The 22,357-nt window shown below is 58.9% G+C and carries 19 protein-coding genes; 9 read left to right on the top strand and 10 right to left on the bottom strand.

From position 1 onward, the window contains the following. Positions 1 to 7: 7 nt before the first annotated feature. Genes ACGKZZ_RS01685 through ACGKZZ_RS01675 form a run of 3 tightly spaced genes read right to left on the bottom strand, consistent with a single transcriptional unit; the run spans position 8 to position 3,180 of the window. Positions 8 to 1,429 (bottom strand): TRAP transporter large permease, encoded by a 1,422-nt coding sequence (locus tag ACGKZZ_RS01685; protein ID WP_411221693.1) that lies wholly within the window; start codon positions 1,427 to 1,429, stop codon positions 8 to 10. Next, entirely contained in the window at positions 1,426 to 2,010 is a 585-nt protein-coding gene (locus ACGKZZ_RS01680; RefSeq protein ID WP_411221692.1) for a TRAP transporter small permease subunit, read from the bottom strand. The genes ACGKZZ_RS01685 and ACGKZZ_RS01680 overlap by 4 nt, the downstream gene beginning before the upstream one ends. 57 nt (positions 2,011 to 2,067) lie before the next feature. Continuing rightward, complete coding sequence (locus tag ACGKZZ_RS01675; RefSeq protein ID WP_411222191.1) at positions 2,068 to 3,180, bottom strand: TRAP transporter substrate-binding protein; 1,113 nt, start codon at positions 3,178 to 3,180, stop codon at positions 2,068 to 2,070. A 392-nt stretch (positions 3,181 to 3,572) separates the two neighbouring features. Here ACGKZZ_RS01675 and ACGKZZ_RS01670 point away from each other — a divergent pair, with 392 nt between their 5' ends. From ACGKZZ_RS01670 to ACGKZZ_RS01655, 4 genes are read left to right on the top strand one after another with little or no spacing between them, the layout of a single operon-like run. After that, the gene (locus ACGKZZ_RS01670) at positions 3,573 to 4,823 is read left to right on the top strand and encodes a sarcosine oxidase subunit beta family protein (RefSeq protein ID WP_411221691.1); all 1,251 of its coding nucleotides are present in this window, start codon (positions 3,573 to 3,575) and stop codon (positions 4,821 to 4,823) included. A gap of 10 nt (positions 4,824 to 4,833) precedes the next feature. After that, positions 4,834 to 5,115: a sarcosine oxidase subunit delta gene (locus ACGKZZ_RS01665; protein WP_411221690.1), complete on the top strand. Its 282-nt coding sequence runs from the start codon at positions 4,834 to 4,836 to the stop codon at positions 5,113 to 5,115. Beyond that, the gene (locus ACGKZZ_RS01660) at positions 5,112 to 8,057 is read left to right on the top strand and encodes a sarcosine oxidase subunit alpha family protein (protein ID WP_411221689.1); all 2,946 of its coding nucleotides are present in this window, start codon (positions 5,112 to 5,114) and stop codon (positions 8,055 to 8,057) included. The genes ACGKZZ_RS01665 and ACGKZZ_RS01660 overlap by 4 nt, the downstream gene beginning before the upstream one ends. Continuing rightward, entirely contained in the window at positions 8,050 to 8,607 is a 558-nt protein-coding gene (locus ACGKZZ_RS01655) for a sarcosine oxidase subunit gamma (RefSeq protein WP_411221688.1), read from the top strand. The genes ACGKZZ_RS01660 and ACGKZZ_RS01655 overlap by 8 nt, the downstream gene beginning before the upstream one ends. 1 nt (position 8,608) lies before the next feature. Here the strand turns inward: ACGKZZ_RS01655 and ACGKZZ_RS01650 are convergent, their stop codons facing one another. Further along, positions 8,609 to 9,559, bottom strand: coding sequence for a LysR family transcriptional regulator (locus ACGKZZ_RS01650; RefSeq protein WP_411221687.1), 951 nt, complete (start codon positions 9,557 to 9,559; stop codon positions 8,609 to 8,611). Between the two features lie 146 nt (positions 9,560 to 9,705). Between ACGKZZ_RS01650 and ACGKZZ_RS01645 the strand changes: the two genes are divergently transcribed. From ACGKZZ_RS01645 to ACGKZZ_RS01630, 4 genes are all read left to right on the top strand, one after another. After that, positions 9,706 to 10,716, top strand: coding sequence for a TAXI family TRAP transporter solute-binding subunit (locus ACGKZZ_RS01645; RefSeq protein ID WP_411221686.1), 1,011 nt, complete (start codon positions 9,706 to 9,708; stop codon positions 10,714 to 10,716). A 96-nt stretch (positions 10,717 to 10,812) separates the two neighbouring features. Further along, positions 10,813 to 13,026: a TRAP transporter permease gene (locus ACGKZZ_RS01640; protein WP_411221685.1), complete on the top strand. Its 2,214-nt coding sequence runs from the start codon at positions 10,813 to 10,815 to the stop codon at positions 13,024 to 13,026. A 4-nt stretch (positions 13,027 to 13,030) separates the two neighbouring features. Beyond that, a complete protein-coding gene (locus ACGKZZ_RS01635; protein WP_411221684.1) occupies positions 13,031 to 14,269 on the top strand; it encodes an NAD(P)/FAD-dependent oxidoreductase in 1,239 nt (412 codons plus the stop codon). Between the two features lie 13 nt (positions 14,270 to 14,282). Beyond that, a complete protein-coding gene (locus ACGKZZ_RS01630; protein WP_411221683.1) occupies positions 14,283 to 15,008 on the top strand; it encodes an aspartate/glutamate racemase family protein in 726 nt (241 codons plus the stop codon). A gap of 33 nt (positions 15,009 to 15,041) precedes the next feature. Here the strand turns inward: ACGKZZ_RS01630 and ACGKZZ_RS01625 are convergent, their stop codons facing one another. The 3 genes from ACGKZZ_RS01625 to ACGKZZ_RS01615 all read right to left on the bottom strand — a co-directional run bounded on the left by ACGKZZ_RS01625 (position 15,042) and on the right by ACGKZZ_RS01615 (position 17,940). Continuing rightward, a complete protein-coding gene (locus tag ACGKZZ_RS01625; RefSeq protein ID WP_411221682.1) occupies positions 15,042 to 15,818 on the bottom strand; it encodes an ATP-binding cassette domain-containing protein in 777 nt (258 codons plus the stop codon). Beyond that, complete coding sequence (locus ACGKZZ_RS01620; RefSeq protein WP_411221681.1) at positions 15,818 to 16,930, bottom strand: ABC transporter permease; 1,113 nt, start codon at positions 16,928 to 16,930, stop codon at positions 15,818 to 15,820. The genes ACGKZZ_RS01625 and ACGKZZ_RS01620 overlap by 1 nt, the downstream gene beginning before the upstream one ends. Positions 16,931 to 17,001: 71 nt before the next feature. Beyond that, complete coding sequence (locus ACGKZZ_RS01615) at positions 17,002 to 17,940, bottom strand: sugar ABC transporter substrate-binding protein (protein WP_411221680.1); 939 nt, start codon at positions 17,938 to 17,940, stop codon at positions 17,002 to 17,004. A gap of 198 nt (positions 17,941 to 18,138) precedes the next feature. Here ACGKZZ_RS01615 and ACGKZZ_RS01610 point away from each other — a divergent pair, with 198 nt between their 5' ends. Then, positions 18,139 to 19,149 (top strand): LacI family DNA-binding transcriptional regulator, encoded by a 1,011-nt coding sequence (locus tag ACGKZZ_RS01610; RefSeq protein WP_411222190.1) that lies wholly within the window; start codon positions 18,139 to 18,141, stop codon positions 19,147 to 19,149. Here ACGKZZ_RS01610 and ACGKZZ_RS01605 read toward each other — a convergent pair. The 3 genes from ACGKZZ_RS01605 to ACGKZZ_RS01595 are packed head-to-tail and all read right to left on the bottom strand — an operon-like array spanning position 19,142 to position 22,295. Continuing rightward, positions 19,142 to 20,275, bottom strand: coding sequence for a Gfo/Idh/MocA family protein (locus ACGKZZ_RS01605; protein WP_411221679.1), 1,134 nt, complete (start codon positions 20,273 to 20,275; stop codon positions 19,142 to 19,144). The two genes, ACGKZZ_RS01610 and ACGKZZ_RS01605, sit on opposite strands and share 8 nt — an antisense overlap. 12 nt (positions 20,276 to 20,287) lie before the next feature. Continuing rightward, entirely contained in the window at positions 20,288 to 21,178 is an 891-nt protein-coding gene (locus tag ACGKZZ_RS01600; RefSeq protein ID WP_411221678.1) for a TIM barrel protein, read from the bottom strand. 19 nt (positions 21,179 to 21,197) lie between these two features. Then, positions 21,198 to 22,295, bottom strand: coding sequence for a Gfo/Idh/MocA family protein (locus tag ACGKZZ_RS01595; protein WP_411221677.1), 1,098 nt, complete (start codon positions 22,293 to 22,295; stop codon positions 21,198 to 21,200). Positions 22,296 to 22,357 lie beyond the last annotated feature (62 nt).

Genomic DNA, 22,357 nt, shown 5'->3' with positions numbered 1-22,357 from the left:
GGTTTGATCAGCTCCCATAGAACAGGTTCGGCAGGTAGAACACGATCTGCGGGAAGATATACATCAGCACCATCGAGATGATCACGCAAACCAGGAACGGCAGACAGCCCGCGAAGATCTGCGTCAGCTTGACCTCGGGCGGGGCGATGCCCTTGAGGTAATAGGCCGACATCGCCATCGGTGGGGTCAGGAAGCTGGTTTGCAGGTTCAGCGCCACCAACACGCCGAAAAACAACGGGTCGATTTCGAAGATCAGCAATAGCGGCAGGAAGATCGGCACGAAGATGATGATGATCTCTGACCATTCCAGCGGCCAGCCCAGCAGAAAGATGATCAACTGCGCAAGCAACAGGAACATCAGGGGTGTGAGGTTGAGCGATTGCACGAACTCGCTGATGAGGTGTTCGCCGCCCAGATACGAGAAGACCGAACTGAAGGTGTAGGAGCCGACGAACAGCCAGCAGACCATCGCCGTCGTGCGCACCGTCAGATACACGCTTTCGCGCATGCGCTGCCACGTCATCGCGCGATAGATGAACGCCAGAAGAATGCCGCCCAGCGCACCGATGGAAGCCGCTTCGGTCGGAGTTGCGAGGCCGAACAGGATCGAACCAAGCACCGCAAAGATCAGCACGGCCAAGGGAACAAAGGATGTCAGGATCATCATCAGCAACTTGCCTGAGGGTACGTCCGGCACCTCTTCCTTTGTCGGCTTGGGGGCGACGCTGGGTTGCAGGATCGAGCGGCCGATGACGTAGATCAGGTAGAGCCCCGTCAAAGTCAGGCCCGGCAGCAACGCTCCGGAATAAAGCCGCACGATCGAGACGTTGGACGCGGCGGCGTAGACGATGAGCATGATCGATGGCGGGATGAGAATACCCAATGTGCCGCCCGCGCAGATGATACCGGACGCGAAGGCCGGATCGTAGCGCGCCTTGAGCATCGCAGGCAGGGCCAAAAGTCCCATCAGGGTCACGACGGCCCCGACAATGCCGGTAGCGGTTGCAAACAGAGCGCAGGTGATGAGAGCGGCCACACCCATGCTGCCCGGAACCCGGCGCGAGGCTATGTTCAGCGTATCGAACAGCCGGTCAACGATGTTGGCTCGTTCGACGATATAGCCCATGAACAAGAACAACGGCACTGCGGTCAGCACCTCGTTGCTCATCACAGTATAGGTCTGGTTTACGAATAGATCGAATATTCGGTTGTTGAACAACCCTTCCAACCACAGACTGGTGCTGTCCCACCAGCTTGCCGCCTCGGCGTCGAGCCTGTCATAGGCGCGCCACATGCGGCGTTCGTCGAAATAGGCGTAGTAGCCGAACCCGATCCCCATCGCCATCAGGGTGAATGCAATCGGAAAGCCCAGGAACACAAAGACGATAAACAGCCCCAGCATCATCAGGGCGACCTGCGGATCGGTCATGGATGGGCATCCTTTTCGGCCTTGTTGGCCTGTTGAATAAGTAGGTCTTCGGTTTCGAACACGTCTTCGTCCGGTTCCAGCCAGATACCGGTGCGGATGCAATGGATGCAGCGAAACACTTCGGCGATGCCTTGAATGAACAGCAATATGCCTGCGGCGACGATGACTGTCTTGAATTGATAGATCGGGATACCTGCCGGGCTGCTCACCGAAACTTCGCCATATTCCCACGATCGCGACGCGTATTTCCAGCCCGCGAAGATCAGGGCGCTGACGCCGGGAAAAAAGAAGATGATGTAGAGCACCAGATCGACCCGCGCCTGCCAGCGTGGCGACCAGAGGCGATAGAGGAAATCACCCCGCACGTGCCCGCGTCGGGACAGCGTATAGGCCCCGCCCATCATGAACAGCGTGCCGTACATGATGAACGACACATCAAGCGCCCAGGATGTGGGTTTGTTCATCACGTAGCGCACGAAGACCTCGTAGCCAGTGCCGACCGACATGAATACGATGAGCCAGGCAAAGGTTTTGCCGAACCACGCGGACACCGCGTCCGCAAACCGGATATATTGCAGCATGAAAAACTTCCCGCAAAGTGAAACGGCCCCTGTCAGAACACAGGGGCCGTGGGGCCATTACATTTTGAGACGGCCGGGGAAGTAATGCTCGTAGGCCAGGGTGTAGTCCGGCGAGTTCATCAACTCGTAATAAACGACTTGGTCCACCCATTCGCGCTGGCTGTCGAGACATTTCTTCATATAAGGATCAGCCTCGAGTTCGGGGATGATCTGGTCCCAAGCTTCCAGTTGCGCCGCAAGGATTTCCTGCGAGGTCCGCTGCACATCGACACCGGCTTCTTCTTGCAGATACTTGAGGTCCGCCGAATAGCGGCGCGCCGCCTTGGCGGTGTTGGCCGTCGATACCGCTTCGACGCCATGAATCAGGATCGCCTTCAGATCAGGCTCCATGTCTTCCATCAGCAGACCGTTGAACAGGAATTCAAAGCTCTCCGAGGCCTGGTGATATGAGGACAGGATGTAGTTCTTGGCAACGTCCTGAGCGCCGAAATCGCGGTCCGACGACGGGTTGTTGAATTCGAAGGCGTCGATCACGCCGCGCTCCATGGCGGGCACGATCTCGCCGCCGGGAAGCTGGGCAACGGACATGCCGAGCCGCGTCATCAGGTCTGCGGCCAGACCGACCGTGCGGTATTTGAAGCCCTGCACGTCAGCGACGGTTGTTACCGGATCCTTGAACCAGCCAAAGGGCTGTGCGGGCATCGGGAATGCCATGTAGCCGTCAACGTCCAGCCCCATGATATCCTGGGTCAATTCGTCATAAAGCGCCTTGCCGCCACCCTCGTAGAACCAGTTCATCATCGTGGTCGCAGAGCCACCAAACACCGGCCCGGTGCCGAATAGCGACGCGGCCTTGTTCTTGCCGTACCAGTAAACCGGCACGTCATGGCCGATGTCCAACAGGCCGTCGTTCACCGCATCCAAAACCTGAAACGCCCCGACGACCGCTCCGGCTGGCAACAGGTCGATCTTCAGTCGACCGCCCGACATCGCCTCGACACGGGTCACATAATCCTGCGCCATTTCCTGCCAGATATTGGACGATGGCCAGGCTGTTTGCATCTTCAGAACTTGTGGCGATTGCGCCAGAACAGCCGGTGCAGCCAAAGCGCCGACACCCGCGGCGGTCCCGCCCAGAGCGGTTCTCTTGAGAAAGGACCGACGGCCCATGATATCAGATTTTGTCACGTTATATCCTCCCAGATTTCGTGCCGGAATGATCCGGTGTGTGATATGACTCCGATCCCACGGACGGAAATCCAAGCGTCATTCACAGGACGCAGCAATCGCGGATCGCTGCACCAAAGCATTGGTATGATATAAAAACGAACCCGTAAACCTATTTCAGATCGTCATCATAAGCGCAGGTTTCCAAGGTTTGACGATATCAGAAGCCGGGCTAGTTTGGCGAATGGCAATTATTTGGTTCAAGATTTTCCGCCCATCCAAATCCGTCCCCACCCATTTGCGGTCATCGACAACCTCGGCTTAAGGTGAATTCGTGGATCACCGCCGTCAGGTCGCATTCACTGTGACATCAGGGATTCGGGAGGAGCAAGGGCATGAAGTTCTCGGGTTTCAGAGTCGCGAAAGAGGCGCTGACGGGCCACAAGGGATGGAAGCCGTTATGGCGAAATCCCGAACCGCAAAAATCCTATGACATCGTGATCGTCGGCGGCGGCGGCCACGGGCTTGCGACGGCCTACTATCTGGCCAGCCGTTTCGGGCAGAGCAACATAGCCGTGCTCGAGAAAAACTGGTTGGGCTCCGGCAACACCGGCCGAAACACGACGATCATCCGATCCAACTACTTGCTGCCCGGAAACCAGCCATTCTATGAAATGTCCATGAAGCTTTGGGAAACCCAGGAACAGGATCTCAACTTCAACACGATGGTCAGTCAACGCTCGATCATCAATCTTGCTCATACCGACGGCCAGCGCGATGCGTTTCGGCGGCGTGGGAATGCGATGCATCTGTCAGGCGCTGATGGAGAGCTTCTGTCGCGCAACGACCTGCGAGGATTGCTGCCATTTCTCAAATTCGACAACGCGCGCTTCCCGATCAAGGGCGGGCTCATCCAAAAGCGCGCCGGAACCGCACGCCATGACGCCGTTGCTTGGGGTTACGCGCGTGCGGCCGACATATACGGTGTCGACCTGATCCAGGGGTGCGAGGTCACGGGGCTGCGGCGCGACAAGGGTCGGATGGTCGGAGTTGAAACCTCGCGCGGCTACATTGGCGCGAAAAAGGTAGGCGTTGCAGTTGCCGGATCATCGTCAAGGGTGATGGCGATGGCCGGCATCCGCCTGCCCATCGAAAGCCATGTGTTGCAGGCTTTTGTCTCCGAAGGTCTCAAGCCGACACTTCCGGGAGTCATCACCTTCGGCGCGGGACATTTCTATGTCAGCCAATCCGACAAGGGCGGGTTGGTGTTCGGAGGCGATATCGACGGGTATAATTCCTACGCGCAACGCGGCGGTCTGCCGGTTGTTGAGGATGTTGTCGAAGGCGGCACAGCGCTCATGCCCATGATCGGACGCGCCCGGCTGTTGAGAAGCTGGGGCGGCGTCGTGGACATGTCCATGGACGGCTCACCGATCATCGACCGAACCGAAATCGACGGCCTCTATTTCAACGGCGGGTGGTGCTATGGCGGGTTCAAGGCGACGCCCGCGTCCGGCTACGCCTTCGCGCATTTGCTGGCCACCGATCGCCCGCACGAGACTGCCGCAGCGTATCGGATGGATCGCTTCGCGCGCGGCTATATCATTGATGAAAAGGGCGCTGGCGCCCAGCCGAACTTGCATTGAGGAACCCGGAATGTTGATCCCTCATCCGCTTCTTGGTCTGCGAGACAGTCAGGAATTCACGTATCTCGGCGATGCAAGGCTCTTAAAGCGGCCAAATCCCGATGCAGCCGACGCCGAACACGCGTTTTGCGATTATGTGTTTCTTCGTGACAATTTGGCAGGTCTGCACCGCGAACTATGGTTTCACGAACAGGGCGACCGTTCATGGCTGGTCGTGACGCGCGATACGATAACGCATGAAATTCTTGATGCTGAACTGGCAACGGAACTCGTATTGCGGGATATGGCATGAGCCGTCTGTGCGGTGGTCTGATCGACCGCGAAAAGGCAATACAATTCACGTTTAACGGAACGGCCTATACCGGTCATTACGGCGACACTCTTGCTTCCGCTCTCCTCGCGAATGGCGTGCAGCTGGTTGGGCGCAGTTTCAAGTATCACCGCCCCAGAGGGATTTTCTCGGCTGGGTCCGAAGAACCGAACGCACTGGTGACCATCCGCGATGGCGCACACACCGAACCCAACACAAACGCTGCAACGGTCGAGTTATTCGAAGGCTTGGTCGCGCGATCTCAAAACAATGTCGGATCGCTCGAACGAGACCTTCTGTCATTCAATGACCGCGTCGCGCCGTTCTTCGCAGCAGGGTTCTACTACAAGACCTTCATGTGGCCGCGCGCCTTCTGGGAAAGGGTCTATGAACCGGCAATTCGCAAGGCGGCGGGCCTCGGTGCGCTGTCGATGCTGCCCGATCCGGACGAATACGACAAAGGCTTTCTGCACTGCGAACTGTTGGTCATCGGCGGTGGCGCGGCGGGTCTGGCCGCAGCGCTGACTGCCGGTCGCGCGGGTGCGCGCGTCATTCTGGTCAATGACGATTTCCGGTTGGGTGGGCGGCTCTTGTTGGAGAGCGATCCCATTGATGATGCGCCCGCCGCCGACTGGGTGGCGACGGTGGAGGACGAACTCGAAAGCCTGTCCAATGTTCGCATCATGCCGCGAACCACAGTCTTCGGGGTTTATGATCACGGCATATACGGTGCCGTCGAACGCGTGGCAGACCACCTGCCAGAGGCGGGTCACAAGGTGCGCCAGACGCTCTGGCGGATCACCGCCAAACGTGCGGTTCTGGCAGCGGGGGCGATCGAACGGCACATTCCGTTTGCCGACAACGACCGTCCCGGCATCATGCTTGGCGGTGCGATGCGCGCTTACGTCAATCGTTGGGCTGCGGCACCCGTGCGGTCCAGATCTGATACGGTTGCTGTCTTTACCAACGGAGACGACGGGCACCGCACCGCCTTGGACATGATCGCCAAGGGCATCGATGTTCTTGGCGTGATCGACACGCGAGCAGACGCGCGCAAGTTCGGAGATTACCGCTTGATCGCGAATGGCACCATCACTGGCACGCGAGGGCGTCTTGGTCTGAAGGCGATCCAAATCTCGTCAGACGGCAAATCGGCCTGGCATAACGTCGGAGCTCTTGCCGTTTCGGGTGGCTGGAATCCGAACATCCACCTCGCGTCTCAGCATGGCGGACGCCCGGTCTGGAAAGACGATCTCTTGGCTTTCGTGCCGGGCGAGCGTGGCCCCCGTGGAATGATTGCGGCAGGCGCCGCGATGGGCCGGGGCAGCGCAACGCTTGCGCTGAAGGATGGCATGAACGCGGCGCTATCGGCGGTGTCCGATCTGGGCATCGACGCACAGGCGATCGCTCTGCCGACGGCAGAGGATCGCGGCGTCAGACAAGCTCCGTTTTGGCATGCGCCCGGCACAAAGCGTGCCTGGGTTGATTTCCAGAATGACGTGACGGTCAAGGACATTGTGCTTTCAGCCCAAGAGAACATGCGCTCCGTCGAGCACTTGAAGCGTTGGACCACTCTTGGCATGGCGACCGATCAGGGCAAGACCTCCAACGTCTCTGCTCTTGCTGTGATGGCAGAACTGACGGGCCGGACGATCCCGCAAGTGGGCACGACCATGTTTCGCCCCCCCTATACAGGGGTGTCGTTGTCGGCTCTCGGCGGCGGTGACACCGGCACCCGTTTTCGACCAAGGCGTTTGACACCGACCCACGTTTGGGCAAAGGCGCAGGGCGCGGAATTTGTCGAAATCGGGCTTTGGATGCGCGCGCAGTATTTTCCGAAGTCAGGCGAAACGCACTGGCGACAGGCTGTCGACCGCGAGGTCAATGCTGTCCGTCGCGGAGTGGGGTTCTGCGATGTCTCCACACTCGGAAAGATCGACGTGCAAGGCACCGGTGCACGCGAATTTCTCAACCGTGTTTACGCCAATACGATGGAAACGCTGAAGGTCGGCAGGGTCCGATATGGTCTGATGTTGCGGGAGGACGGCCACGTGTTTGACGATGGCACCTGTGCGCGTCTCGATGAGCATCAATATGTGGTCACCACAACCACCGCGAACGCCGGTGCCGTCTATCGCAATCTGGAATTTGCGCGGCAGTGCCTTTGGCCCGAATTGGACGTCCATCTGATTTCGACAACCGACGCCTGGGCGCAAATCGCTGTGGCAGGTCCGAACTCACGTGAGCTTCTCAGTCGTATCGTCGACGACCTGGATATCTCAAACGACGCATTGCCCTTCATGGGCTGTTGCGCGCTTACAGCCTGCGGCGGATTGCGCGCGAGGCTTTTTCGCATCTCGTTTTCAGGTGAACTGGCCTATGAAATCGCGGTCCCGGCGCGATACGCGAACGCTTTGATGGAACGGTTGATGGAACGCGGCTCGGACTTGTACGCCACACCTTACGGCACCGAAGCGCTTGGTGTGATGCGGATCGAAAAAGGCCATGCGGCGGGTGCCGAATTGAACGGTCAGACAACCGCGACAATGCTTGGCCTGGCCAGAATGGTATCGCACAAGAAGGATGCGATTGGCGCAATCATGTCACGCCGCGAAGGTCTTGCCGAGGACGAGCGCCGTCTCGTTGGTCTCAAACCGCTCAACCCACACTCGCCCGTGCCAGCAGGCGCGCATCTCTTTACGAGAGGCGATGTGCAAAATCTGCAAACCGATCAGGGCTGGATCACGTCCGCTTGCTACTCCCCTTCGGTCGGCAGCCACATCGCCCTCGGCTATCTTGAAAACGGTGACACGCGCATGGGCGAAGTGATCATTGCAGCCAACCCCATAGAGCGCCAGAACTTCGACGTCGAAGTGCTATCGCCATGCTTTGTCGATCCGGAAGGAGGGCGCCTTCGTGACTGATTTGCTTCCGAATTCCGCCTTTGGTGGGCGAACGCCGCGCCGCGAAACCTTCGGCGCTCTCACGATCAGTGAAAATGTCGATCTTGCTCTGGCGTCCTTGGCCGTACTGCGAGATCGAAGCGCGCCTCAACCGTTCGGCATGACCCTGCCCTCAGCCGGGACAGCGACTTTCAGTGGCGATGCGGTCGCGCTCTGGATCGGAAGTAATCAATGGTTGATCGGACGCGCAGAGACTGAAGCCGCCGACTTTGCCGCCGCTGTCAAACAAGAGGCACCCGGTTGCGCGGTGACCGAGCAGACCGACGGTTTCGTCGTCCTCGACATAGTGTCGAACACCGGCGCGGATTTGATTGCGGCATTGATGTCCAAGCTCGTTAACCTTGACCCGACGCTGTTGTGTCCCGGCTGCGCCACACGGACCGGACTGAAGCATATGACCGTATTTCTTGTTCGACGCGCTGATGATCATCTCACGGTCATGGGGCTCAGATCTTTGGCGGAGGCACTCTGGCGTGAACTCAGCATCGCCGCCAAACGGCTCGACACCTGACCTACCCGGAGCAGATCGTATCGGTCGCGGCGAGAATGTCATTGACGTAATTCAACCATTGCCCTGCGAAATCTTTCGCGAGAAGGGATTGCGGGCGTCGTCTTGGTGTAATCAGAGAATATTCAAATCGCACCGACGGTTCAAACCGGACGAACCTGATCGTGCGTTCATTAGGATGTTGAAGGCAATAAGTCTGGGCGCTCAGAGGGTCAATGATAGCGCAAACCTGACGTGCCTCGACGAAGTGCAGCAGCGGCATGAAATACTGCGCATCGACGCAAACGTTTAACGTTGCCCGGCACTGATCGAAAGCGGCTTGCGTGTCGCTCACCGTATTGTGGCCCGGTTGCAGCGCACCCATCGGTTGGCCGTCAAGGTCTTTTGCGGTGACGACATCCTGCGCCGCCAACGGGTGGCTGGCCGGCAGGGCGCAAACACAATCGTGGGTCAAAGTGATCGTCTCGAAGAGCTCGTTTCCGAGGTCTTCGGCAATGCTTCCCTTCAGGCTCAGGTCGCCAAATCCCACATCGAAGTTCTGCGCTGCAATCAGGTTCAGGACCTGCGGTGAACTGCGCGTTGCCAGGGTAATCCGGATGTCGGGCTTATCGCGGGTAAAGCGGCTTACGAAATCAGGCAGCAGATAGGCCGAGGGGCCGGGCATGGCGACGATGCGAAGCGCGCCGCTCGTGCGGTTTCGCAAACCCTCCATGTTCGACAGCGTGGCAGACAGACGATCCAGAATTCCAGCCGCTTCGGAGAGAAAATAATACGCCTCGGGAACCGGCACGAGGCGACGCCCCTCGCGATAGAACAAATCCATGCCAAGCGAGGCTTCGAGAGATTTCAACGCCGCGCTGATCGCGGGTTGGGTCCGGTTCAGATTGCGTGCGGCGGCACTCATCGAGCCGGTGTTCATAATCTCGCGGAAGACCGCCAACTGCTGCAAGTTCATAAGCGATACATATAAGATCAATTATGGAAAACATAGAAATTTCAAATTTGCTTTTATCAGGAAGATACCGTCTAGATTACCTTGTGCTCAACTAAACTGAGTTTGAAGGCTCCCCGGAGCCTTGCCTAAAACAGGGAGATAAAAACATGAGCGTCCTGACAAAAATCACTGCAGCGGCATTCGCCACGGCGTTGACCGCCGGTATGGCGATGGCTCAAGATCCAACCTTTTTCCGCATCGGTACAGGGTCTGCGGGGGGCACCTACTTCCCCATTGGCGGCACCATCGCAAACGGCATTTCCGCCCCTCCGGGATCGCGGCCATGCGATGAGGGCGGCCAATGCGGCGTGCCCGGCCTGATCGCTATCGCGCAATCCACCACCGCGTCGGTGTTCAACAACACCGCGGTTCAGAATGGAGAGCTCGAGGCCGGAATGGCCGCGGCGGACGTGACGCGCTCGATGTATCTGGGTGAGGGAAAATTCGACGGCAAACCGCATGAGAAACTGCGCATTGTTGCCAATCTCTACCCAGAAGATTTGCATCTTGTCCTACCCGATGGCGCGTCAATCGACAGCTTGGCCGATCTGAAGGGCAAGCGCGTCGGCATCGCGCAGGCCGGATCGGGTACACAGGTCGCAGTACTTCAAATGCTTGAACACTGGGGCGTCACGCGCGACAATATCGACGAGGCCGAGTTGAACAACAGCCAGTCCGCAGAGCGACTGGCCGACGGTCAGATCGACGCATATTTCTATGCCGCTGGCTGGCCCGTGTCGGCAATGGTGCAACTTTCCACCACCAAGGGAATGGAGTTGCACAGCTTCAGCGATGAAGACCTTGCCACGATCAATGAAATCGTTCCGGCCTACATTCCGTCCAAGATCCCGGCGAACGTCTACAGCGGCGTGGATTACGAGGTGAACACCCCAGCCGTATCCGCACTCTTGATCGTTTCGTCGGATCTCAGCGAAGAGCTGGTCTACGGCATCACCAAGGCGCTATGGAACGACAATACCCGCACGCTTCTGGACAACGGACACGCCAAGGGCAAACAGATCACACCGGAAACCGCGCTTGACGGCGTCGCGTCGCTCGGCGTGCCGCTGCATCCGGGTGCAGAGAAGTTCTACAAGGAAGCCGGCCTGCTGAAATAAGCGCCCGGCCTTTGCGCGCAGATCGAAACCGGGCGACAGGCATGATCTGTCAGTCGCCCGCCGATCCAATATCTGAATATTGCGAAAGAGCGGACAATGACGAACACAGCCGAGCACGAGGCGCGTGGTCTTTCCGCCGAAGACCTGGCGGAGATCGAAAAAAAGTACGACGAAGGGGCAGCGACGCGCCAGATCGCTCCCGGAATGGCCAAGTTCCTTCGCTACGTCGCGCTCGCCTTCGCAACCTATCATTACCTGACGGCAGGTTTGGCGTTGCCAACCGATTACTGGCACATGGGCTGGCATCTGTCGGGCCTGTTCATTCTGACCTACGCTCTGTTTCCGATGTTCAAGACATCGTCGGCTTTCGAGCTTAGGGAAAGCAGGTTTCGTCTTGGTGGAGTGCCTTACACAGATATTCTTCTGATGATCCTCGGCACTGCCTCGGCGCTCTATCTTGGGCTCGCCTGGCGCGGCATCGAATGGCTCGGGATCGAGGAACAGACGTTCCGCATGGGCAATCCAAACACCTACGATCTGGTGTTCGGCTGCATCCTGATCGTCCTCGTTCTGGATATTGCACGGCGCACACTGGGCTGGATTTTGCCCCTGATCATCTGCGTTTTCATCTCCTACGCACTGTTTGGACCCATCTTTCCCGGTCTGCTTCAGCATCCGGGCGTAAATTTCAAGACTTTCATTGGCTCGATGTACTTCCCGCAAGAGGGCATCTTCGGCGTCACGCTTTGGGTCGTTTCGACCATCGTCTTTCACTTTGTCCTGTTTGGCGTGATCGCCCAGCGCACGGGGCTGGGTCAGCTCTTCATCGACAACGCCACCATTCTCGCTGGGCGCTATACCGGCGGGCCGGCGAAAGTATCGGTTGTGTCTTCGGCCTTCTTCGGCACGATCTCCGGCTCCTCGGTGGCCAACACGGTCTCCACCGGCGCACTGACGATTCCCAACATGAAACGCTTGGGCTATCCCGGCCATTTCGCAGGCGGCGTCGAGGCGGCGGCTTCGGCGGGGGGTCAGATCACACCTCCGATCATGGGCGCCGCCGCCTTCATCATGGCCGAGTTTCTCGAACTCCCCTATACCACCATCGTCATCGCCGCGATCTTTCCCGCGCTTTTGCACTATGTCGGTGTCTTTTCCGTAGTGCACCTCATGGCGCGGCGTCTCGATCTTCGCGGTCTGCCTGCGGATCAACTGCCGAGGCTCAAGGCCGTCTGGACCAGTGGCTGGGCGAACATCGTGCCGCTGATCGGTCTGCTCGTGGTGCTTTTTTCAGGGTACACACCCTATATGTCGGCATTCTGCGGCATCTCGTTGTCGATTATCGCCGGTATGTCGCGCATCAGGAATCCCGTGACGCTGGCCTATGCCGCGGCGTTCATCGCCTTTGTCATTTGGAAATATCTGGGTGGTGGGTTCGATTTGAGCATGTCTGCCATCCTGATCGCAGGCGCCGTGATCGCATCGTTCAATCCTCAGCAGCGCACCACGATCAAGGAGATGGCCGATACCTTCGAAACGGGCGTCAAGTATGCCCTGGCTGTCGGCGCTGCCGCTGCTGCCGTCGGCATCGTGATCGGTGTCATCAACACCACCGGCATCGGCTTTCGCATCGGCTTCATGGTCACGCAGGCCGCGTCGAACCTTGGCACCGATCTGCACTGGCTTTTCACCGTCGGTAGTTGGGAGCTGTTCTCGATTGCGGATCTCACGCTTTTCATCAGCCTCGTCTTCATCGCTCTGGCCTGCATCCTGATGGGCGCGGGTGTGCCGACCACCGCGCTCTACATCATGCTGGTTTCGGTCGCGCAGCCGGCTCTGGCGCAACTTGGCATCCCGCCCATCGCCAGCCATATGTTCGTGCTCTATTACGGCGTGGTCGCCGAGATCACACCGCCGGTCTGCACCTCGGCCTATGCCGCGGCGGCGATTGCAGGGTCCAACCCGTTTCGCACCGGCATGTCGGCTTTCACGCTTGGCCTTGGCAAGGTGGTGGCCCCGATGGCGTTTGTCTATGCGCCGGTGCTGCTGTTCGTGTCCTCGACAGGGTTCGATTTTTGGCAATTCACGTACACGGCGGCAAGTTGCATCGCCGGAGTCATCGCTCTCTCGGCTGCGGTCGTCGGATACTGGCTGGTGCCGATGGGTGCGATCTACCGCTGGCTGATGGCTCTTGCCGGACTGGTGTTCATAGCGCCATCCCTGCAAGCCGATCTGACGGCACTCATCATTGCGGCCCCCGCGATCATCAGTCAGGTGGTTCAGCGCAAGCGCCTTGAGAAGGTGGCCTGAGGCAATGGAACGCGATGTCACTGTCCTGGGCGCGGGGATTGTCGGTATATGCACCGCTCTCTCGCTGATCGAACGCGGGCTTAACGTCCGTCTTGTCGACAGGGGAGATCCGGGGCAGGCCACGTCTTTCGGGAATGCGGGTGTTATTTCACCTTGGTCGATCGTCCCGCAATCCATGCCCGGTGTGTGGAAGAAGATTCCCGGCTGGTTGATGGATCCCCTCGGGCCAGTGTCGATCAAGCCGTCCTACCTGCCGCAGCTGACTGGCTGGGGGCTGCGCTTTCTGGCGCAGGGAAAGAGAGAGCGGGTGCGCGAGATTTCAGCGGCGATGGACACGCTCAACCATGACTGCATCTCTCTCTACCGTCACCATCTGGCCGGAACGGGGCATGAAAGTCTGATCCGCGACAGTTGTTACATCCATGCCTTCCGCGATGGAAACGCGGCGCGGCTCGACTCGTTCGACAACGAATTACGCCGTGCCGCCGGAGCGGATCTCGAGCGCGTCGACGGCAATACATTGCGCGAGATCGAGCCCGCCCTATCCGAAGAGTTCGAGGCCGCCATCGTGATCAAGGGACAGGCCCGCGCGCTGGCTCCGGGGCGGATCGGCGAGGTTCTCTTTGACAAGTTCAAAGACTTGGGCGGCGTTTTTTCAAGCGCGACCGTCCACGGTATTCAACCGATGGAAGCTGGCGGCTGGCGTTATGTGACCGACGATGGCGAGCACACCGCATCCAAGCTTGTCATGGCGATGGGTGTCTGGTCCGCGGAACTACTGCGGCCGCTTGGCATCAAGGTTCCGCTGCAATCCGAACGCGGCTATCACGTGACGTTTACCGAGCCGGGCATCACTCTCAACAATTCGATCATGGATGTGGACATGAAGTTCGTCGCCTCCTCCATGGAGGACGGCTTGCGCGTTGCCGGCACTGCCGAATTCGCCGGGCTTGATTCGCCGATCAACGAAAAACGCCTTGCGGGGCTCGTCACACTTGCCGGGAAACTCTCGCCAGACCTGAACGCAAACGCCTTCACCAAATGGTCCGGACAGCGCCCAAGCCTGCCCGACAGCCTGCCCTGCATCGGCGAATTCGACGGGTTTCCAGATCTTATCGCCGCCTTCGGGCACAGCCACTACGGGCTGATGATGGCGCCGAAAACCGGACGGATCGTGGCAGAACTCGCCGCTGGCGGACGCCCCAACATCGACCTTTCGCCCTATCGTCCAAACCGATTTTGAAAGAAGGCCCAAGATGGTCACTTATCCAGGCGGACAAAATATCTGCGGCGTCTCAATCGGCGTCCTGGCGCTGGAGAGCTACTTTCCAAAGCCTCCCGGACATATCAAGAACCCCTCAAGCCTGCCGTTTTCCGTCATCTACGAAATGCTTGACGGCATCACCGTGCCGGAGCTTTTGAATAACCCGAGCGGAGATATGAAGGACCGTGTGATTGCCGCCGCTCGACGGCTTGAGGACAAGGGCGTGCGTGCGATCACGGGATCCTGCGGCTTTCTTGCCCTGTTCCAGAAAGACATTGCGGCTGCCGTTTCCATACCGGTTTTCGTATCGGCGCTGATTCACGTGCCGATGGTCTATTACATGACAGCTGCACCTGTCGGAATTCTGACCGCTTCGGCGTCGGCGTTGACGGAAGAGCATTTGAAAAACGTCGGGGCGAACGATATCCCGATCGAAATTCAGGGCTTGGACGACACCAGCGAATTCGCGTCCGTCATCTTGCGCAACGAGCGCACAGCGATGGATCTCGACAAGGTGACGGATGAGGTTATCGCGGCCGGCCGCGCCCTGTGTGATCGCGCGCCGGAAATTGGCGCAATCGTCCTGGAGTGCACCGACTTGCCGCCCTACGCCCACACCCTGCAACACGCTCTGTCACGGCCTATTTTCGACCTCGTGACTTTGGCCCGCATGGTTGCCAATACGGTAAACTACCAAGCCTATGACGGCTTTATTTGAATTGAGCCATAGTCAGGAACTCGAGAACGACACCTAAACCGTGCCGCCGAGCGAGCCTTCCAGTTGAGCCAGTTCCTGACCACCGGCCATCATGTCCTGCAATTCCTCGGGCGTGATCTCACCCTTGTTGGCGGTGCCGAACGTCTTGCCACGATTGAGCACGGTGAACCTGTCTCCGACGGCCATTGCGTGCCGGACATTGTGCGTGATGAAGACCACCGCAATGCCCTGTTTGCGCACCTTGTCGACAGTCGCCAGCACGTTCGCGGTCTGGCGCACACCCAAAGCCGATGTCGGTTCGTCGAGGATCAGAACCTTGGCTCCGAAATGCACCGCGCGGGCGATGGCGACGGTTTGGCGCTCACCACCAGACAGCGTCCCGACCGCCTGGTCGGGCCCGCGCAGGTTGATGCCCATGTCCCGCATTTCCTTCATCGTGACCTCGTTGGCATGGTCGTGATCGAAGAACGGCAATCCGGCGATCTTCTTGATCGGCTCATTGCCCATGAAGAAATTCCGGCTGACCGACATCAGCGGGATCATGGCGAGATCCTGATACACCGTGGCAATCCCGGCAGCGATTGCATCGCGCGGATCGTCGAAGTGCATCGGTTTGCCTTCGAACTTGATCTCTCCGTGAGTGGGTTTGTGGACGCCCGACATTGTCTTGATGAACGTCGATTTACCGGCCCCGTTGTCGCCCAAAAGGCAGTGACATTCGCCGGGATAAAAATCAATCGTGACACCGGCAAGCGCTATGACAGAGCCGAAATGCTTTTCGATATCGGTCATCTGAATGATCGGGTCCATCAACGTTCTCCCGTGATCAGGCGGCGGATATAGGTGTTCAAGATTACTGCGAGCAGCAGGATAACCCCGAGAAACACGCGGAACAGTGAGCTTTCGACATTCGCAAAGAACAGCCCCTGTTGCACGACCCCGAAGATCAACGCACCCAGCGCGGCTCCGATCACCGAGCCATAGCCCCCCGTCAGCAGAGCGCCGCCAATCACCACCGCGATGATCGCCTCGAATTCCTTGAGCAATCCGCGGTCGGCACCGGCAGAGCCGAACTCCATTACCTGGCAAACCGCAAACACCGTTGCGCAGAATGCGGTGAACATGAACATCTTGATTTTGACGGCATCGACCGGAACACCGGCGTAACGTGCAGCTTGGGCATCGCCACCGGCCGCAAAGATCCAGTTGCCAAAGCGTGTACGGGTCAGAACGATATGACCACCGATCACCAGCACCAGCGCCCAGATGATGAGCATGGGGATGCCATCAACCACAGGTTCTCCGGCGCGATTGCCTCGATCGAACACGCCGATTACGCCCGCGTCGCCCAGCCATTGGAAAATCGGCCCCCCGATCTTGGCCCCGAACAACGCAGCAAGCCAGTCGCCCTCCGCCGCTTCGCGAATGCCACCGATGATGGTTTTGCTTTCGATGGTCTGGGGAATGAAGATCGTAAAGCCACGAAGGATGAACAGCGTGGCCAAGGTGACGATAAAGCTGGGAAGGCCGGTTTTGACGACGATATAGCCGTTGAGCGCGCCGAACGCGACGCAGATCGCGAATGTTATCAGAATGGCGGCCCACATCGGCCAGCCCAAAACAACGCCGAAGATAGCGACCATCATGCCTGCGAAGCCGATCATCGAGCCGACGGACAGGTCGAATTCGCCGGCGATCATCAGCAGGCAGGCGCCGACTGCAATGATCATGAATTGGGCGGACACGGTGGACCAGTTCAAAACGCCCTGCGCGTTGAACATGCCGCTGTCGAACGCGAAGAGCAAAAAGAACGTGAACACCGCTACCGCGCCGACGATGCCGCCCAACTCTGGGCGGATCAACGCGCGGCGCAGGCCGGACATCTCCTTGACGCGTTCGTCGGTGGTAAGTGTCTCGGACATTGCCGGGCTCCCAAAATTTCGTGCGGAAGGTAAAAGGCGGACCGGGTGATCCGGCCCGCCTTGAATTTACGTTAGCGGAATTCGCCCGCGAACTGCTCGACCTTTTCAAGACCGTCGGCGGTCACGAAACCGGGGCCGGAGTTGATGTTGTTGCCCGGCAGAACGCCGTAGCGGTCATAGTTGGCGAGAACGACGACCGGCAGATAAGCTTGCAGGAAAGGCTGCTGGTCGATTCCCCAGTTGATAACGCCGTCCTTGATGCCTTGAACAATGTTCTCGCCAAGATCGAACGTGCCGAAGTAAATCTCGCCCGCCAAACCGTTCTCATCAAGCGCAAGCAAGGTCGGATCAGCCGATGTCGGACCCAGCGTCAGGATCGCGTCGGTGTCCGGGTTGGCATTCAGATAGGCCAAAACGCGGTTCTTAATCTCAGACGGATCCTGCCCAGCGTCGATCATCTGGTTGCCAAGATCGACGCCCAGACCATCGGCAAAACCCTGACACCGCTCGGTCGACGATGGCGAACTGATGTAATGGTTCACGCACAAAAAGCTGCCGACACCATCGCCAGCGGCACGCTGACCGGCGGCAAGACCTGCGTCATATTCGGGCTGGCCGACATACATCAGCGCACCAAGTTCGCGCGCTTGTTCCGGTGAGCCTGAATTCATGATAATCACGTCGATGCCCTGATCCACCGCAGAGCGGATCGGACCGGACAAGACCTCGTAATCGGCCAGCGTGGTGATGATGCCGTCTGGCGCCGCTGCCGTCGCCTGTTCGATGATCCGCGCCATATCGGCCAGATCGCCCGTCGGCGGATTGCGGTATTCGGTGGTCACACCCATCTGCTCGGCGGCCAGCGCGATTCCGTTCTTGACGGTGTTCCACCAACTGTCGGAATCGGGCGCATGGCTGACCAGGATATAGGTCAGGTCATCACCCTCGCTCTGCGCGCTCGCCATGAGTGGCGACGCAATCACTGCCGCTGTCAGCATTAAAGTCTTCATTATGGATTTCATTCTTCTTCCTCCCAAGGACACCAATAATCTTGGCAACAGAGATGGGCGTGCCTCTCTCGTAGATTAAAACAAGCACGGATTCGGATTTTTTGCAACCGGTTGCAAAAAGAATCGATTAGATTTTTACTGCGGGCCGAGCGCTCGTGCTTTAAGCACATGCCTCGAAACAGAAAGATGGGTCTCAAGATGGCGGCAACGCTCAAGGATGTGGCAAACAGAGCCGGCGTATCCACGTCTGCAGTGTCGCGCGCTTTCACCGATGGCGCGTCGGTGTCCGTCAAAATGCGCCGCAAGGTGGAAAAAGCCGCCGCTGAACTTGGATATAGCCCCAACTTCCTGGCGCGCAGTCTGACGACCCGTCGCACCAAGCTGATCGGCCTCGTCTCCAACAATTTTCACAACCCGATCTTCCTGGAAGTGTTCGACCTGTTCACGCGCAGCTTGCAGGATCGCGGATTGCGGCCTTTGCTGGTGAACCTGAGCAATGAGACAGACCCCGAAAACTCGGTGCGGATGCTGCACCAATATTCGGTGGATGGCGTGATCGTTGCCTCGTCCACGCTGCCGCCAATGTTTTCAAAGGCGTTTCGCGACAAGAAGATCCCGGTGGTAAACACGTTTGGCCGCTATTTCAGCAGCCCTGAAGTGCACGTTGTGGGCATAGATAACATCGCCGCCGGCCGCATGGCCGCGCGGGAACTTGTGGCCTGTGGCTACACCGACGTTGCCTTTTTGGGCGGTCCGCAAAGCGCAACTTCGACGCAAGACCGCCTGAAGGGGTTTCAAGAGGAACTTGCCAAGCATCCGGGGGTGTCACACCGCCATAGCTTTGCCGATGCCTATTCGTTCAAAGCCGGTCGCGCGGCGATGCTTGAACTGGCGAAACGTGATCTGGCGCAGGCGTATTTTTGCGGTGACGACGTGCTGTCCATCGGGGCGCTCAGCGCGCTCAAGGATGTGGGTCGCAACGTGCCAGAGGATGTGGGAATCATCGGCTTCAACGATATGGAGATGGCAAGCTGGGAAAACATCGCGTTGACGACGATTCGTCAGCCGATCAAGCAAATCATCACCTCGTCCGTCGAATTGATGGTCGCCATGCTGGACGACCCGGAACGCTATCCGGAAGCACGGCTGTTTCCGTGCGAAGTGGTCACGCGCGCGACCTTGCGCGCGCGACCTGAGGCGATCACCTGAACATCGGCGGTCGCGCGTCTACCCAGGCACCCTTGGACTGTGCCGATGAAACAGCGCTGTGAACAGCCGCCATCGAGCGCACGCCGTCAGCGGCACTTGGCAACCCGTCGCGCGTCTCGCCTCGGATCGCGTCGGCAAGGTCACAGTAGATGTTCGCCACGGCGAGCGGGAAACCCTCTGGGTGCGCGATGGACACGCGCGACAGGCGTTGCGCGTCTTCGTGCAAGCCAGCCTCGCCTTTCTCGATGATCTGGGTCCGCCCGCCGACGGGCGTATAGACCAACTGGTTCGGCTGCTCTGAGGCCCATCGCAACCCGCCGGTTTCACCAAACACCTGAATGTCGAACCCGTGCTGTCGCCCGATCGCCACGGACGATGTCCAAAGCCGCCCGACGGTGCCGCCTGTCATGCGGAAATTGACCATCGCATCGTCTTCCAGTTCACGGCTGGGAATGGTCGAGGCGAAATCGGCGGACAGCGTTTCAACCTCGTCGTCACAGATAAAGCTGGCCATGTGCATCGCGTGAATGCCGCAATCGGCGAATTGGCCCGACACGCCAGCCATGGCCGGATCATAGCGCCAGCGCACACGCGGATTGTCGGCATCACTCGCGTCGCCGTGATGGCCGTGGCTGAAATTGGTCACGACCAGACGGATCTTGCCGATCTCGCCCGCCCGCACCATGGCCCGCGCCTGACGCACCATCGGGTAGGCCGAATAACAATAGTTCACCGCGCAGATCTTGCCGGTCGCCTCAACGACGCGCACGATTTCTTCGCCCTGCTCGACGGTCATCGTCATCGGCTTTTCGCACAGCACGTTGAACCCGGCTTCGAGAAACGCCTTGGTGATCTCGAAATGGGTGGCGTTGGGCGTGGCAACAGTGACAAGGTCCACACGGTCATCGCGGTCTTTCTCACCTGCCAGCATTTCGCGCCAGTCGCCATAGGCGCGGTCCGGCGCAATGCCCAAACGCTGCGCATAGGCCCGGCCCTCATCAGCACGGTGATCAAGCGCACCTGCGGTGAAGTCAAACAGCCCGTCCGCCTGCGCCCCGAGGCGATGGGCGGGGCCAATCTGGCTGCCCTCACCGCCGCCGATCATACCCCATTTCAGATTTGCCATGTCAAATCGTCCTTAAAAACCGATGGATTGAAGGTATTCACGATTGGCGCGCGCGTCTTCGAGCGGCGTGCCCGGCATCGACGGATCGCAATCCTGCTCGACGGTGCACCAGCCTTCGAATCCGGCATCAAGCAGCACCTCGCGCACCGCGGGAAAATCAACATCTCCTTGTCCGAGATTGCAGAATATTCCTTGCCCGCACGCCTTGTAGAAATCGGTTCGGTTGGCGACGACATCGGCTTTCACCGACGGGTTGATGTCCTTGAAGTGCATGTAGGAAATGCGATCCATGTGACGTTTCATAAAGGCCACGGGATCATAACCGGCATAGGAGTGGTGGCCGGTGTCGAAACAGATTTTCAGGATGTTCTCGTCGACCTCGTCAAGCAGACGCTCGAGTTCCGGCTCAAAGTCAAGAAAGCCGGCGGCATGGGCATGGATGCCAACGGTCAGCCCATATTCTTCGGTACCCATCTTGGCGATCGTGGCAAGCCGGTCGCGGAATGCGCCCCATTCTGCATCGTCCATCTGCTCGGCCTCACCAGAGCGCCCTGCCGTTGGCGCGCGGCGCGGTGAAATGCTGTCGATCAGCACCAGATGCTGTGCCCTATGCGCCACCAGCGCCTTGCAGGTGCGCACGCTCGCGTCCATCACGTCATCCCACTTTTCCGGATCGTGAAATGCGCGGAAGATCACGCCACCGATGATCTCCAGATCCCGTTCGGCCAACTCCGGCGCGAGGATCGCAGGGTCTTCGGGCATGTACCCGATGGGGCCAAGCTCGATACCCTTGTAGCCAGCGGCGGCGCATTGGTCCAAAACCGACTGCCATGTGGGATAAGACGGATCGCTTGCAAATTCGATACCCCACGAGCACGGGGCGTTTCCGATCTTGATAGTCATTCGCGTGCCTTTCAGACATTCATTCCGGGGTCACATTGACCCATGCTTTGGTACGCGACGACACCATCGTCGCTGCGACCACTTCGTTCACGTCAAGGCCGTCCTGAAACGTCGGCCAGACGGGTTTTCCCGATTCGATCGCGTGAAGGAAATCTCGCGCCTCGATGATGATCTGATCCTGATAGCCCGTTCCGTGCCCCGGCCCCTGACAGAAGGGAAGATAGTCAGGATGCGCCGGGCCGGTGAGGATCTTGCGAAAGCCACGCGTCGCCTCGGGTTCATCCATTGTGTAGAACCAGATCGCATTCTGGTCTTCCTGATCGAAACGGATCGCGCCCTTGGTTCCGGTGACCTCATAGGCGTAGCCCATCTTGCGGCCGTGGGCGATCCTGCTGAAATACATCTGCCCCATCGCGCCGCCCTTGAACCGGCACATCATCTGGCCGTGATCGTCATTGGTGACCGCGCCGCCAGGGCGGGCCGGATGGACCGTTTCCACTTCGGCGATCAGCGATCCGATCGGCCCGATCAGCGCGAGCGCCGCGTTGATCATGTGCGGCGCAAGATCGCCCATCGTACCGTTCGCGTCGCCAACCGTACGCCAGTTCGCCGGAGTCCTGGGATCGGCCAGAAAATCCTCGGTGTGTTCACCGCGAAACCATGTAATGTCACCAATCGCGCCCTCGGCAATCAGTTGCCGGGCAAACTGGCTGGCGGGCGTGCGGATATAGTTGAACGCGACCATGTTGGTCTGACCCTGCGCCGCCGCAACCATTGCGCGGCTGTCCTCGAGCGACGCGCCCATCGGCTTTTCACACAGTACGGGTTTCCCCAAGGCAAACGCGGCTTCGGCGATCTGGCGGTGCGTGTGTTGCGGCGAAGCGATAACAATCGCCTCGACGCGCGGATCATTCACCAGTGCTTCCCAACTGTCTGTGCCGCGCGCAAACCCATAGGCGGCGCGATATCTCTCTGCCGATTCGGCGGAATTCGCGCAGACCATTTCCAACCGGGGACGCAGCGCCGTATCAAAGACAGCGCCTACGGCCGACATGGCAACGGCGTGGGCCTTGCCCATATAGCCGCCGCCAACAATGCCGATGCCTATTTCCGCCATGTCGCGCCTCCGTTGTTGGAATATGGTTTGCAACCGGTTGCAAAATTTGTATCTTCAGATTC

This window comes from Marivita sp. S2033 (assembly GCF_046592965.1).
In the GTDB taxonomy this organism is placed as follows: Bacteria; Pseudomonadota; Alphaproteobacteria; order Rhodobacterales; family Rhodobacteraceae; genus Marivita.
This window is presented reverse-complemented; position numbering and strand designations above follow the sequence as displayed.